Source organism: Moryella indoligenes (assembly GCF_030812885.1).
Lineage (GTDB): Bacteria > Bacillota > Clostridia > Lachnospirales > Lachnospiraceae > Moryella > Moryella indoligenes.
Genome location: NZ_JAUSTO010000001.1, coordinates 136,497 through 150,665, shown reverse-complemented (window position 1 = coordinate 150,665; position 14,169 = coordinate 136,497). Strand labels below are relative to the sequence as shown.

Below are 14,169 nucleotides of genomic sequence, written 5' to 3'. Positions count from 1 at the left end.
AAGAATCTCTGTCGACAGTATAAGATGACCGGCCTGACAAAATAATTGGGTGGTGATAGTCCTATGTATACACGCATAAATGATTCTATGCGGTTCAAGAGGGAGAGGAAAAATGAAGAAGAATAAATGAGTCGGTAGAGTTTTGGCATTGGGGCTTACTGTGACGCTCAGCCTTGCAGGCACTGTCCCTACTTTTGCCGGGCAGTGGATTTTTGACGGTTCGGAGAATTGGAAGTGGTGGTACCAGAATGACGACGCTTCCTATCCAAAGAGCGATTGTAAGAAAATCGATGAGCAGTGGTATCACTTTGATGGCAATGGATATCTGGATATTGGCTGGAAGAATATTGACGGATATTTTTATCACTTTCAGGACAGCGGTGCGATGGATGTGAGCGGAAAGTATGAGACAGGTGAAATTCAGCCGGATGGGCATTTCCAGACATACTATTATAATGGCACAGTGGCGACCAATGAAGATGAAGCGAATGTGTTCTGGGAAGCAAAGACCCGTGAGTATGGGTATGATAAGGTTGTAAAAGGCAATACGGGAGAATATTTTTCCCCGTTGGTTGAGGGGAAAACACGGGCAGATTGCCTCGAGGTTGCAAATGCACGAATGGGAATCATTTACCCGGAATCCTGGAGCGGCAGCTTCGGATGGAATTCTGAAGGTTTTACTTTTACTGTTGAGTTCTGATAGTGAGTGCACGATAACTGCTAACATGAGGGCCTGAAAACCCCTGAGGATGCAGGATCTTTGATACAATAACAAATTTTTTATGTGGAGGGCTGTCGTTCAGACAGTCCTCTGTTTATAATAGTCTATAGAGAAGAAGCACTAAAAGAGAGTATACCTTGGTCAGATAAAACCTGAGGAGCAGATTATGGCGGAATTTCGTGAGATGAGACGATTGAAGCAGAAGCTGTCAGAGGAGGAATGTATCGAGCTTCTTATAAGCGGACGGCGGGGCGTTCTTGCCGTGAGCGGGGATGATGGGTATCCCTATGCCCTTCCGATTAACTTCCTCTATGATGAAGGGAACAGGAAAATATATTTTCATGGCGCGAAGGCCGGGCATAAGATAGATGCCCTGAGAAGAAATAATAAAGTATCTTTTTGCATATATGATGAGGGCGAATACGTGGAGGGAGACTGGGCGCCCTATGTAAAGAGCGTGATCATTTTTGGCAGGATCCGTTTGATAGAAGATCCCGGGGAAACAGTAGAAAGAGTCAGAGAGCTGGGGCTGAAATACTATCCCGCGCCGGAAGCTGTAGAGGAGGAGATCCTTAAGTCAGCAGAACGTGTGCAGATGCTGGAGCTGAGCATTGATCATATGAGCGGAAAGCGGGTGCATGAGAAGTAAAGAGACAGTCCTGTCAGCTCATGTTATAATACAGCTCTGGGAGAACGCACAATTTTGAGGGAAGGCCGTTGCAGCCGGGCTACAGATGAAGGGGAGGCAGCTATGAGCAAGGAAAAACTGGAAGCAAACCGGGAGCTGATCGTCAACAACCGCTTTGCTCTGCATAATCACGTCGTTGTGACAGATCTTGAGGATCATGCCGCCGAGGGTTATCTGGACGTAGAGGACGATGTCACCAATGCCTACGGTATGGTGCACGGCGGCGCCTTTTATGCGCTGGCGGATGTGATCGCCGGAATGACGGCGCGCGGCGACGGTCACGCCTGGGTCACACAGACCGCTGATCTTCATTATCTGAGCACCACGAAGGAAAAGCGCATCTACGGAAAGAGCCGCGTGATACGGCGCGGCAGAGCAACAGCTATTATAGAGGCGGCGGTGACGGACGCCGCGGGGAAGGAGCTCTTTCTCGCAACCTTTACCTTTTACTGCGTCGACGGCAGGGTGAGCATTCGCTCCTGAGAGACTATCAACCACCATGGAGATCAGCAATGTCAACACATTACACCAGAAAGAAAATCAATATACTCGGGCATAAGAATCCCGACACAGACTCTATTTGCGCGGCGCTTTCCTATTGCTGGTACAAGCGCCAGACAGACCCGGAGGGAGAGTATGAGGCCCGGCGCTGCGGAAGCGTGAACAGGGAGTCCCAGTTTGTTCTGAACTACTGGAAGGCGGCTCCGCCGCGGCTCTGCACCAGCGTGAGCCCGCAGATGAAGGACATCGACTTCCGGCTTCAGCCCGGAATCGACGGCGAGATGAGCATACGCTCCGCATGGAGTATGATGCGCGAGCAGGATATAGAGACACTTTGCATCGTCAATGAGGAGAATGAGCTCAAGGGTCTTATTTCCATCACGGACGTTGCCAATGCCAATATGAACCTTCTGGATAACGGTATTCTGGCTGATGCAGACACCAGCTATAAGAATCTCATCGAGACTCTGGAGGCGGAGCTCATCACAGGCGATGCCGGCGCGACAATCTACGAGGGACATATTTTCATAGGAAGCAGTCCCGAGATCATAGAGGATTATGTGGGCGAGGGGGATATCGTCCTCGTCTCAAACCGCTATGAGGCACAGATCTGTGCGATTGAGTGCGGCGCCTCCTGCGTGATTATCTGCTGCGGAGCCCCGGCAGGGCGAAGCATCTTAAACCGCGCGAAGGAGAAGCATTGCACCATCCTGACCACGCCCTTTGATACCTATGTGGCGGCAAGGCTCATCAGCACTGCGATTCCGGTGCGGCACATCATGCACTCTCAGAATATCCTGCAATTTGGAGTCAACACCTATGTGGAGGACGCGCGGAAGATCATGGCGAGTGTGCGGCACCGCTACTTTCCCATACTGGACAAGGAGGGGCGCTATGCGGGTGTCGTGAGCCGCAGAAACATGCTGAATGTGCATCCGAAGCGGGTCATTCTGGTGGATCATAATGAGTTTACGCAGACTGAGGACGGTATGGAGCAGGCCGAAATTCTGGAGATCATAGATCACCACAGAATTGGAAATCTGGAGACCGGTGCACCGGCCTATTTCAGAAATGAGCCGGTGGGCTGCACAAATACAATTATCTGGACCATGATGCAGGAGAAGGGGCTTACGCCTCCGAAAAAGATCGCCGGACTCATGCTGTCGGCGATACTTTCTGATACACTGTGCTTCCGCTCCCCCACCTGCACCTCACGGGATGTGAATGCGGCAGAGGCACTTGCAAAGCTTGCCGAGGTGGATATAGAGAGCTATGCAAACCAGATGTTTGAGGCCGGTGAGGATCTGAAGGGGCGCACTGCGGAGGATATCTTCTATGGAGATTTCAAGTTGTTTACCTTTGGAGATCTGCGCTTTGGCGTGAGTCAGTCCACCTTTATGACAGAGAAGAACCGCAGGGAGGCGGAGCGCATGGTGAGGGAGTATCTCCCGGAGGCAGCCATGAAGTCCGGTGTGGAGATGATCTTTTATATGGCTACGGATACACCCTCCTCCAGTACAGAGCTGTTCTGGTACGGCGATGAGGCGGAGGAGTATCTGCGCCGTGCTTTTCGGAAGGATGCCGAGCCGGGGGGATACTTCAATCTGCCGGGAGTGGTCAGCCGGAAGAAGCAGCTCATTCCGCCGCTCCGTATGGCCATGCAGTCGGAAGCGTAATGATATTTGCTTGCAACTCGTGAAAGATATATTGCACAGTCCCTATGTGGGACTGGGGAAGGCGGAGCCCTTGAAAGGAGGTACTATATGGCAAAGGTAAGTGTATTGCTTGCGACCGGACTTGAGGAGGTAGAGTGCCTCACTGTTGTGGATATCCTGCGCCGCGGCGGGGTTCATGTGGAGCTGATTTCCACGAGCGGAGAGAGAGTGGTGACCGGTGCGCATCACATCGCCATTGTGACGGACCGGCTGATTGAGGAGACGGATTTCTCTGACAGCGATATGATATTCCTGCCGGGCGGTGTTCCGGGTGTTCCGAATCTTGCGAAGCATCCAAAGGTCGCGCGGGCGCTTCAGCAGCAGGAGCTCTCAGGGAAGCGGCTCGCGGCCATCTGTGCGGCGCCAAGCATATTGGGAAAGATGGGATTTTTTGCACATGCGCGCTTTACCTCCTATCCCGGCTGGCAGGAGGGTATTGACGGGGTGGACGGCGCTCGCTGGACCGGAGCAGCTGTCGAGACCAGCGGCAATATCACGACCGGGCGAGGACTTGGCGTTGCCTTAGATTTTGGCCTGGAGCTGCTGCGTCTCTTGACGGATGATGCGACCGCAGAGCGGGTGAAGGAGGCAGTACAGCATCCGGACTGTATCTAAAGACGAGCGCTGGAGCTCATTTGGCTCATTTTAAGAAAATCTTCATAAGATAGATAGCTGAGTTTGCCTATGCACAATGAAAGGAATTGCAGCTGTTGATGCAGCTTTTAAATCCGCAGACCTGGCTATGAATGGTGTGTATATTTATGATATACATAGAATAAATGGGAAAACACCGGAATTAACTATGAAACATATGGGATTAATTGCATCTCCAGGAATGGTAGGCACCGAAAAGACTATTGTAGAAATATTTGAAAATAAATTAAGGGAATAGTAGAGACATATTGGTATAAATTGATTTTTAGATTTTACCTGTTTCTCTCTATATATTAGGGCTGGATCACATCAACTCCTGCCAATCAGTTATAAAATGAGTATAAAAAGAGCCTTCCCACTTGCAATTGTGGGAGGGCTCCTGTAGGATATAGCTATCAGTTCTCTGTATCTTTCACTTCTGAAGCGTCTGTTGTTTCTATGAGTTCATCTGTTTCTTCAGTTTTAACTTCCTTTGTTCCGTCTGCTTGATAGTCAGTCTCTGAATCTGAATTGGCTGCTTTCTGTTCAGCGTTTTCGTCGGAATTTTTGTTTTCGGTATTTTTCGGGGAGTAATCTGCGTCTACCTCAGCATTGGAGGGTTCTTCGGCTCCGCTGGAGTCCGGATCGGGTAGCGATGTGTCTGGGCCTGCCTCGTCTGTTGTGCAGCTGTCAACATCAGTCGCATCAGGCTGAGAGGTCTCAGATGGCGGAGCATCCTCAAGGGTCTCATTTACTATAGTGCCGTCAGCATATTCTTCCGCATCCGGAGCAGTGACGGATAAGGGAGCGCCTTCATCCTCTTCCGGATAGAGCTTGCCGTAGATATCCTCTGCGAGCGCGTCAACATAGCTCTGGTCTGCGAGATCGTAGTGGGTGATGAAGCAGTCCTGAATGAGCTCCATGCGTCTCAGTGCGAGTACCTCCGGGCGGAGTGCACCTTGCTCCCGGAGGATCGTCTCGTCGATCTGTGCAGCGCTGTAGTTGTCTAAAAACCACTGCGTGAGCTGCTCAGTCGCGGTCTGTTCTTCGGCGATCTGACCCTGAATCGCTTTTGCGGCGGCGGCGGTCTTTAGATAGATGCCGAAGGAGCCCAGTGCGAGGACTATAAACATCAGCTTCAGCATGATATTGCCGGGCAGGGTAAAGGGCAGGTGCAGCGCGCTGCCAAAGCTCAGCACTGCCAATACAGCCATGATCGCACCGACCAGAAGAAAGGCAGAGGCAGAAGATTTCAGATCCTCATAGCGATCTGCCCGCTTCACGTATACAGCTGGGGCGGGAGCGGGGGCATTCCGGAGGGCTTCCTCTTCGGCCTGTTTCAGCAGAGCTTCCTGCGCAGCCCTTCTTTCCGCTGCAGCGCGCTCTGTCTCTGCCTCCCGCTCTGCCTGCGTCGCGAGATAGGCATCCTTATCTACCAGAGCTTTTCCGCAGTCCGTGCAGTGCTCCACACTGTCTATGAACTCCATATCGCAATCCGGACAATATTTCATGATCGTCTCCATTTCAGGTCACATGTATTTTGTTTCAGTATATCGGATGATCTTTTTTTTTTCAATCTCTGGTGGTGCAGAACTGTGATATTTATGCGGGAAATGCCCCTGAAGGTGGGGGGATTTTATAAAAATTGGGTCTTGTTCCGGCCGAAAATTTATATATGACAGGATTTCATCAGAAATAAGCGCTCTCAAGGGATACAGAGGGATCGGGAGGCGGGATGGTACAGGGCGATGAGAAAGAGGCGGGAGGCAGTTGGAAAAATGGTGGTGTATCTGCATTTTCCGATGAATTGTACGTGAGAAGGTGCTATCATTACAGTAAGCGTGTGAGCAATGAAGAAGAGGGAGGATCATGTGTGAGTACAAAGAAGCCAGGGCCTGAATTCCCACCGATACGTCTCAGGGTTGTGCTCATCATCCTCTTTATCATAGTGGGGACGGTGCCGATTCTGGTGCAGGGTTCGGTGATCACAAATGCGTTTCGTAAGACTTTGCTGGAGAGCCGGAAGGCGGAGATACAGAACCGCAGCCTGATTCTGGCGACAAAGCTCTCCCGCGCAGGGTATCTCGGCGCGGGAGGAGTGCAGGATGCGGCGCTGAATACGGAGATGGATGTAGTGGCGCAGTCCTACAGCGGGCGACTGCTTCTGATTGATCAGGATTATCGCATACTTCGTGACAGCTTTCACCTGAGCGAGGGGCGTTATCACATTGCGCCGGAGGTGATTCACGGTTTCCGCGGAGAAAACGGGACGAGCTACAATGAAGATAAATATTACATGATACAGACGACCCCGATCTATGATTCTGTAGATTTCGGAGACGGAAGCGGGGAGAATGCGGGGCGTTCCGTCCGCGGGGTGCTCCTCTTTATTGCTTCAACGGAATCTCTGCGTGCAGAGCTTTCCGGTGCCCGCAGTACGCTCTGGATATTCAATGCAATTATGATGATACTGCTGCTGAGTCTGAGCGTATACCTATCAGCCCGTATTATGCGTCCATTTGCGGAACTGCGCGTGATGCTGCGCAAGGTATCGGCCGGAGATCTGAACCAGAATATTGAACAGCACAGCTATGTCGTGACAGAACAGATCTCTACCGCGATCAATACGACACTGCACAAGCTGAAATCGGTCGACCAGTCGCGCGACGAGTTTGTCTCAAATGTTTCGCACGAGCTGAAGACGCCGATCACCTCCATACGCGTGCTCGCAGATTCGCTGATGAGCATGGAGGACGCGCCGATAGAGCTGTACAAGGAGTTCATGAACGATATCTCCAGGGAGATAGACCGCGAAGCGAAAATTATTGACGATCTTCTGAGCCTGGTGAAGATGGATCGTTCTGCGATCGTCCTGAGCCGCAAATCGACAGATATCCATGCAATGTTGGAGCAGATTCTGAAGCGGCTCCGCCCGCTGGCGCGAGTCAATAACATAGAGCTCACGTTGGAGACAGTGCGTGAAGTCAGCGCGGATGTAGACGAAGTGAAGTTCTCGCTTGCAATTATGAATCTGGTGGAGAACGGAATCAAATATAACGTGAAGGACGGCTGGGTGAAGGTAAGCCTCGACGCAGACCATCAGTTCTGTTATATCAAGGTGGAGGACTCAGGCATCGGTATTCCGGAAAATCAGCAGGAATCCGTCTTTGAGCGTTTCTTTCGAGTGGACAAGGCGCGCTCCCGTGAGACCGGTGGCACAGGACTGGGGCTCGCCATCACAAAGGATATCGTGCTGATGCACCAGGGGATCGTGCGTCTGAACAGCAGGGAGGGAGAGGGAACCACCTTCCTTGTGCGTATTCCTCTGACCTATATCGAGAACAGCACACCGGGCAGCGCAGCGGAGAAGAAAGGATGAGGCAGCTTATGAAGAGGATCACATCGGCACTGCTCGCACTTCTGGCTGTGCTTCTGCTGGCTGGCTGTGTTCAGCGGGAGGCGGAGGCAGATCCCGGGAGTGGAAGCTATTATGTGTATTATCTGGATAAAAATGTGACAGAGCTGGAGCATGTGCTGTACAGCGTCTCTGCAGAGAACAAGGAGGAGCTGATCTCTGAGCTGCTTGAAAATCTCATGCAGGTGCCGAGCAATATAGATATGATCCCAGCGATCGGAGACGATGTGAGATATGAGTCCTTCAGTCTGGACGGATCGGTGCTCTATCTCTATTTTGATGAGCGCTACGGGGAGATGAAGCCGGAGCGGAAGACGCTCTGTAATGCAGCGCTCACGGAGACTCTGACGCAGGTCGCGGGTGTGGACCATGTCGGCATTTATACAGGAGGACAGCCGCTCAGTGGCCAGAGCGGGGCACCGCTTGGCCCCTTCACGGAGAATGATTTTGTGAACAGTATCTCGGATGTGAACCGCTATGAGAGCGCAGAGCTCACACTCTATTTTGCTGACGCTGCGGGGAGAACTCTGGTGGAAGAGACCCGGACTGTCACTTACCGCGTGGATACGCCGCCGGAGCAGCTGGTTGTTGAGCAGCTCATTGCCGGGCCGCAGCAGAGCGGCAGCCTTGCGGTGCTCTCGTCCGACACGCGCCTGCTCAGCGTCTCGGTGAACGAGAACGTCTGCTATCTGAACTTCAGCAAGGAATTTCTGACGCCAGTGCCAAATGAGAATCCTTATCTCACCATCTATGCTCTGGTCAATTCTCTCTCGGAGCTCACGACAGTACAGCGTGTGCAGATTGCGGTTGAGGGCTCTCAGGCGGTGTTGTTCCGGGATATTGTCTCTCTCGATACGCTCTTTGAGCGGAATCTGGACTATATTCCGCAGTGAGCGGGGCTGCGTACAGATAGAGCGCGGGTAGCTCTCTGAATATTCTGGCCCTGTAAGCACAATCTCAGCACAGGACAAATCAATATGCGAAGACCTTTTGAAATCCTTGCAGCCGGTCTGGTACTTGGAGAGCTGACAATGTATGCGGGGAGTAAAGGTGCATGGGCAGCGGCAGGACTTGCGTCTGTCTGTTTTGCTGTACTTATTTTTCTGTCGTGGGAGCGGGGGCCGCGTGTTTTAAGCAGGCGACAGCCTCTTCTGGGAACGGGACAGAGAAAGCGGTGCAGAGCTGTTACGCTTCTCTTGGCGCTTGGCTTTTTGCTTGGCGCATTGCGGCTGTATCAGGCACAGCGTATTTCCCCCGAGGAGCGGAGCCTTGATCTTTTAACCGGCGGAAGCACAGCGGAGCTCACGCTTACGTGCAGGGCGGAGCAGCTTCTTCCGGGGCGGGATGGCAGGGTGCATGTCCGCAGCGGACTTCTGCTTATTTCCTGCCCGGAGGAGCTGGTGAAGGAAGAAGGGATCCAGTGCGGATATCTGCTCTCTGTCTCTGGAAGACTGAGTCGCATCGCGCAGGCCACGAACCCCGGAGAGTTTGACTTTGCTTCTTATTACAGAGCGCAGGGGGTGACGCACCGTCTGTCAGCAGAGCGCATCACAGTAGAGAGGCGGAGGCCTGCGCCTCTCTCTGCAGCGCTCTTCCGCCTGCGGGGCTTCTGCACGGAGCGTTTTTCTTCCCTTTGCGCTGCGGAGGATGCCGGTTTTCTGAATGCGGCGCTCTTTGGAGATAAGACTGCGCTTCCGGAGGAGCTGTACGAGCGCTACAGGAGAAACGGGATTGCACATCTGCTTGCGATCAGCGGTCTGCACACGGCACTCCTGGGGCTTGGTCTCTACCGTTTGCTGCGGAGATGGGGGATGAGCTATTCCGGCAGCGGCCTGTCGGCAGGGCTCTTTCTGCTCTGTTACTGCCTGCTCACTGGGGCAGGGACAGGCGTTGTGCGCGCGGTGATCATGCTTCTGCTTTCCTTTGTGGCAGATGTACTGGGCCGGGGTTATGATCTGCGGTCTGCGGTCGGTATCGCGGGAATAGCGATGCTGCTGGCCTCTCCTCTGGAGCTGTTTCAGTGCGGCTTTCAGCTCTCCTTTCTTGCCGTGCTCTTTATTGCTGGGCCGGGTGCGTCACTCTGGCGGGAGCTGCTTTGGCGCCGGGAGAGATGGAGGAAGAAGCGGGAACGGAAGGGGAACAGCGGACAAAAATCAGAGGACAGAATCCTGTGCGGTGCGGGTTTGAGACTGTTTGAGACTGTGGCACAGGCGCTTGTGATGGGCATTTCCGTGACACTCGGTACGCTTCCTGTGATTGCGTATTGGTTCTTCTCCGTGCCGCTCTACAGTGTGCTTCTGAATCTGCTGGTGATTCCGCTCATGGCTTACCTGCTGTGGACAGGCATCTCTCTTCTCGTGCTCCTGTCGCTGGAATACTATCTCACAGCGTCTGCCATGGCCAAGGCAGCGGGGATTTTGCCGCCGCTGCGCTTTCTGGCACAACTGGCTGCGGGCATCATACATCGCATCCTTCAATTTTATACCCTGCTGTGCGCTGTCTCAGAGCAGCTTCCGTATCACAGTGTTCTGATTGGCAGGCCGAAGCTCTGGCAGATAGCGCTGTATTATCTGCTATTGCTGCTTTCACTGTATGGCTTCTGTCAGGGAGCCGAGAGGGCAGGCGGATTGCTGAGCTGTATCTGTAAGGGCGGTGCGGTGCGCTCCGTCGCTTCGGGAAGAGCCCCTGCTTTTGCAGTGCGCCGTCTGCGTCTCTTCATATGGGGATCCCGTCTGCTGCCTTCTCTTTTGTTATGCCTCGCACTATGCTCTCTGCGGCCACTGCGGAGCCGCTGCCCGCGCCTGTGGTTTCTTGATATCGGGCAGGGAGATGCCATCGTGATCGAGCAGGGTGCCCGCTGTATCCTGATTGATGGCGGCAGCAGCTCCAATCTGAAAAATGGCGCATACATCCTGCGACCATTTCTCTTAAGTAGAGCGCTGCGGGAGGTGGATGCGGCCTTTATCACACATTCGGATGTGGATCACACAAATGGTGTCGCCTGGCTTATGAAGGAGGCGCCGGAGTTTCGCTTTCATCGGGTGGTACTGAATGCCGCGGCCTCGCGGGACGAGCTGCACTACGGGAGACTGAAGGAGCTCATAAAGGAGAATGGCGCGGAGCTTTTGTTCATGGGAGCGGGGGAGAGCCTCGGCAGCTTTTACTGTCTCTGGCCGCGTCATGGAGAGGTCGCTGAGGATGTGAATGAGCAGTCGCTGGTGCTGCTCTTTCAATACGGCGCGGAGCACTGTCTCTTCACGGGAGATGCGGGAACGCCGAGTGAGGAACAGATACTGGCGGCGCTCACGCAGCAGCCGGAGCTCTGCTCTGCACTTCGGGGTATCCGCCTCCTGAAGGCCGGGCACCACGGCTCTAGGGGAGCCAGCTGTGAGGCCTGGCTCACACAGCTTCAGCCGGAGACTACCGTGCTGTGCTGCGGCAGAAACAACCGCTACGGACACCCGCATGAGGAGACGCTTCAGCGTCTTGAAGCAGCCGGGACAGAGATACGCTGCACCGCGGAGGAGGGAGCTGTCTGCATTGAGCTCGGAAGCAAAAAAAAAAGAAAATTAGCACTCCCCTATTGACAGTGCTAATAAGCGGTGGTAGACTGAGCTCAGTTGAAATTATGTTCTATAACTAATAGAACAAAAGGAGAGAGGTGAAGCAGAATGAATATCAGTAAATTTACGCAGAAGTCGCAGGAGGCGATACAGCTTGCACAGAAGCTTGCTGTGGAAAACGGCAACCAGCAGATAGATGAGGAGCATCTCGCAGCGGCTCTGCTTGCTGTGGAGGACTCTCTGATCGCAAATCTGGTCACCAAGATGGGCATACAGAAGGAGAGTCTTGAGAATGAGCTTCAGAGTTTCATCGAGAGACTGCCGAAGGTCAGCGGCGCAGGGGGACAGGAATACCTGAGCAGCGAGCTGAATCGCGTTCTGACCGGGGCGGAGGATGAGGCCAGGGCCATGGGGGATGACTATGTCTCCGTGGAGCATCTCTTCCTCTGCATGCTGCGCTATCCGAACCGGGCGATGAAGGAGTGCTTCCGGGCGAGAGGCATCACCCGCGAGCGCTTTTTACAGGCGCTCTCTACGGTGAGAGGAAATCAGCGTGTCAGCACGGACAATCCGGAGGCAACCTATGACACGCTGAACAAATATGGCTACGACCTTGTGGAGCGTGCGCGGGATCAGAAGCTCGACCCGGTGATCGGTCGTGATGAGGAAATACGGAATGTCGTGCGGATACTGAGCCGCAAGACGAAGAACAATCCGGTGCTCATCGGTGAGCCGGGCGTCGGCAAGACGGCGGTTGTGGAGGGGCTCGCACAGCGTATCGTCCGGGGGGATGTTCCGGCCGGGCTGAAAGACAAGAAGCTTTTTGCCCTGGACATGGGCGCGCTCGTCGCCGGGGCAAAGTACCGCGGAGAGTTTGAGGAGCGCCTGAAGGCTGTGCTCGAGGAAGTGAAGAAGAGCGAGGGGGAGATTATCCTCTTTATCGATGAGCTGCACACCATTGTCGGTGCAGGGGCCTCTGAGGGAAGCATGGATGCAGGAAATATGCTGAAGCCTATGCTGGCGCGCGGGGAGCTGCACTGCATCGGCGCGACAACCCTTGACGAGTACAGAAAATATATTGAGAAGGATGCGGCACTGGAACGACGCTTCCAGCCGGTCATGGTAGAACAGCCGACGGTGGAGGATACTATCTCTATACTGAGAGGGCTGAAGGAGCGCTATGAAAACTATCACCATGTGAAGATACAGGACGGCGCGCTGGTATCCGCGGCGGTGCTCTCGGACCGCTACATCACGGATCGCTTTCTGCCGGACAAGGCGATCGATCTGGTGGATGAGGCCTGCGCAATGATCAAGACGGAGCTCGACTCCATGCCCGCGGAGCTGGATGAGATGAACCGGCGGCGCATGCAGCTGGAAATCGAGGCGACCGCGCTGCGAAAGGAAACAGATTCGCTCTCGAAGGAGCGTCTCGCGCAGCTTGAGAAGGAGCTCGCAGAGAAGAAGGCACAGTTTGCGGAGGCAAAGTCCCGCTGGGAGAATGAGAAGGCGAGCGTGGACAGCCTAGCCAGGATACGGCAGGAGATCGAGGACGTAAACCGCGAGATTCAGGATGCACAGCAGAAGTATGATCTGAGCCGCGCTGCGGAGCTTCAGTACGGCAGGCTTCCGGAGCTTCAGAAGAGGCTCGCGGAGGAGGAGCAGCGTGTCGGAGACAGTGAGCTCTCTCTGGTTCACGAGGCGGTGACGGAGAATGAGATCGCGAAGATTATTTCCCGCTGGACCAATATTCCGGTGGCAAAGCTGAATGAATCGGAGAAGGCGAAGACCCTGCATCTCGATGAGATCCTGCACCGCAGAGTTGTGGGACAGGATGAGGCGGTGCAGAAGGTTGCGGAGGCCATTCAGCGCAGCAAGGCAGGCATCAAGGATCCGTCTAAGCCCATCGGCTCCTTCCTCTTTCTGGGGCCTACCGGCGTCGGTAAGACGGAGCTGGCGAAGAGTCTCGCAGAGGCGCTGTTTGACGATGAGAGCAGCATGGTCCGGATCGATATGTCGGAGTATATGGAGAAATTCTCCGTATCCAGACTCATCGGAGCGCCTCCGGGCTATGTCGGCTACGACGAGGGCGGTCAGCTCACGGAGGCTGTGCGGAGAAAGCCCTACAGTGTGGTGCTCTTTGATGAGATAGAGAAGGCGCACCCGGATGTGTTCAATATTCTCCTGCAGGTACTGGATGATGGACGCATCACGGATTCCCTCGGAAAGACTGTGGATTTCAAGAATACCATCATCATCCTGACCAGCAATATCGGCTCCCAGCATCTCCTGGAGGGCATAGATGAAGCGGGACATGTCGGCCAAGACGCTGCTGTTCTGGTGGACGCTGAGCTGAAGGCGCGATTCCGTCCCGAATTCCTGAATCGCCTGGATGAGATTATCATGTTCCGGCCGCTGACGCGGGACAATATCGGCGGCATCGTAGAGCTGCTCATTGCTGACACGAACCGGAGACTTGCAGAGCAGGAGCTTTGCATTGCGCTCACGGAGGAAGCAAAGCGCTTTGTCGCGGAGCGGGGCTACGACCCGGCCTTTGGCGCGAGACCCTTAAAGCGTTTTCTGCAGAAGCAGGTGGAGACGCCGGTCGCAAGACTCATACTTGATTCCGGCAGTGGACTGCACAAAGGCTCTGTGATCGAAATAGATGTGAATGGAGACGGAACCGCCCTGAAGGCCGCAGTCCGCTGAGAGAGGCTGCGAAGAAGAAGACTCGCTCCGCCGGAGAATGTGTTTGCGCTAAGAGAAGGCGGAACGGGGGAAGCATACAGTTCGTGCATGGGAGGCTCTCATACCGGGGAGAGCGCACAGTCCCATGAAAGCCGGAGAAAAGCACCCCATGACGAAGAACGCGGACTTGCGGGACAGAAAGCTTTCGGGTAAAATTGCCTTGTATTTGACAGAGATTCCCGCAG

Annotated in this window: 10 protein-coding genes and 1 pseudogene; 10 read left to right on the top strand and 1 reads right to left on the bottom strand. The window is 54.0% G+C overall.

The window, feature by feature from the left end; translation table 11 throughout:
* Positions 1–142: 142 nt before the first annotated feature.
* The 6 genes and pseudogenes from J2S20_RS00690 to J2S20_RS00665 all read left to right on the top strand — a co-directional run.
* Positions 143–700 carry a hypothetical protein gene (locus tag J2S20_RS00690; RefSeq protein ID WP_106612711.1) on the top strand — a complete coding sequence of 186 codons (558 nt, stop codon included), beginning with the start codon at positions 143–145 and terminating at the stop codon, positions 698–700.
* 187 nt (positions 701–887) lie between these two features.
* Positions 888–1,370: a pyridoxamine 5'-phosphate oxidase family protein gene (locus J2S20_RS00685; protein WP_106612710.1), complete on the top strand. Its 483-nt coding sequence runs from the start codon at positions 888–890 to the stop codon at positions 1,368–1,370.
* A gap of 102 nt (positions 1,371–1,472) precedes the next feature.
* Positions 1,473–1,892 carry a PaaI family thioesterase gene (locus J2S20_RS00680; RefSeq protein WP_106612709.1) on the top strand — a complete coding sequence of 140 codons (420 nt, stop codon included), beginning with the start codon at positions 1,473–1,475 and terminating at the stop codon, positions 1,890–1,892.
* A gap of 29 nt (positions 1,893–1,921) precedes the next feature.
* A complete protein-coding gene (locus tag J2S20_RS00675) occupies positions 1,922–3,586 on the top strand; it encodes a putative manganese-dependent inorganic diphosphatase (RefSeq protein ID WP_307251963.1) in 1,665 nt (554 codons plus the stop codon).
* An 87-nt stretch (positions 3,587–3,673) separates the two neighbouring features.
* Positions 3,674–4,240, top strand: coding sequence for a DJ-1 family glyoxalase III (locus J2S20_RS00670; RefSeq protein ID WP_307251961.1), 567 nt, complete (start codon positions 3,674–3,676; stop codon positions 4,238–4,240).
* Positions 4,241–4,310: 70 nt separating this feature from the next.
* A pseudogene (locus J2S20_RS00665) lies at positions 4,311–4,517 on the top strand (serine dehydratase subunit alpha family protein); the annotation flags it as partial.
* Between the two features lie 157 nt (positions 4,518–4,674).
* On the opposite strand, the gene J2S20_RS00660 reads toward J2S20_RS00665, so the two are convergent.
* Positions 4,675–5,781: an ICP22 family protein gene (locus J2S20_RS00660; RefSeq protein WP_307251958.1), complete on the bottom strand. Its 1,107-nt coding sequence runs from the start codon at positions 5,779–5,781 to the stop codon at positions 4,675–4,677.
* A 350-nt stretch (positions 5,782–6,131) separates the two neighbouring features.
* Here J2S20_RS00660 and J2S20_RS00655 point away from each other — a divergent pair, with 350 nt between their 5' ends.
* The 4 genes from J2S20_RS00655 to clpB all read left to right on the top strand — a co-directional run bounded on the left by J2S20_RS00655 (position 6,132) and on the right by clpB (position 13,945).
* On the top strand, positions 6,132–7,637 hold the full coding sequence (locus J2S20_RS00655; protein WP_211292213.1) for a sensor histidine kinase: 1,506 nt from the start codon (positions 6,132–6,134) through the stop codon (positions 7,635–7,637).
* 8 nt (positions 7,638–7,645) lie between these two features.
* Complete coding sequence (locus J2S20_RS00650; protein ID WP_307251954.1) at positions 7,646–8,566, top strand: GerMN domain-containing protein; 921 nt, start codon at positions 7,646–7,648, stop codon at positions 8,564–8,566.
* A gap of 84 nt (positions 8,567–8,650) precedes the next feature.
* Positions 8,651–11,260, top strand: a complete 2,610-nt coding sequence (locus tag J2S20_RS00645) for a ComEC/Rec2 family competence protein (protein ID WP_307251951.1) — start codon at positions 8,651–8,653, stop codon at positions 11,258–11,260.
* Positions 11,261–11,344: 84 nt separating this feature from the next.
* Positions 11,345–13,945 (top strand): ATP-dependent chaperone ClpB, encoded by a 2,601-nt coding sequence (gene clpB, locus J2S20_RS00640; protein ID WP_307251948.1) that lies wholly within the window; start codon positions 11,345–11,347, stop codon positions 13,943–13,945.
* The last annotated feature ends 224 nt before the right edge of the window (positions 13,946–14,169 follow it).

Coding starts and splice junctions, on each gene's coding strand:
- J2S20_RS00680 (WP_106612709.1), top strand. CDS start 1,473: ATGAGCAAGGAAAAACTGGAAGCAAACCGGGAGCTGATCGTCAACAAC.
- J2S20_RS00670 (WP_307251961.1), top strand. CDS start 3,674: ATGGCAAAGGTAAGTGTATTGCTTGCGACCGGACTTGAGGAGGTAGAG.
- clpB (WP_307251948.1), top strand. CDS start 11,345: ATGAATATCAGTAAATTTACGCAGAAGTCGCAGGAGGCGATACAGCTT.
- J2S20_RS00675 (WP_307251963.1), top strand. CDS start 1,922: ATGTCAACACATTACACCAGAAAGAAAATCAATATACTCGGGCATAAG.
- J2S20_RS00650 (WP_307251954.1), top strand. CDS start 7,646: ATGAAGAGGATCACATCGGCACTGCTCGCACTTCTGGCTGTGCTTCTG.
- J2S20_RS00685 (WP_106612710.1), top strand. CDS start 888: ATGGCGGAATTTCGTGAGATGAGACGATTGAAGCAGAAGCTGTCAGAG.
- J2S20_RS00645 (WP_307251951.1), top strand. CDS start 8,651: ATGCGAAGACCTTTTGAAATCCTTGCAGCCGGTCTGGTACTTGGAGAG.
- J2S20_RS00660 (WP_307251958.1), bottom strand. CDS start 5,781: ATGGAGACGATCATGAAATATTGTCCGGATTGCGATATGGAGTTCATA.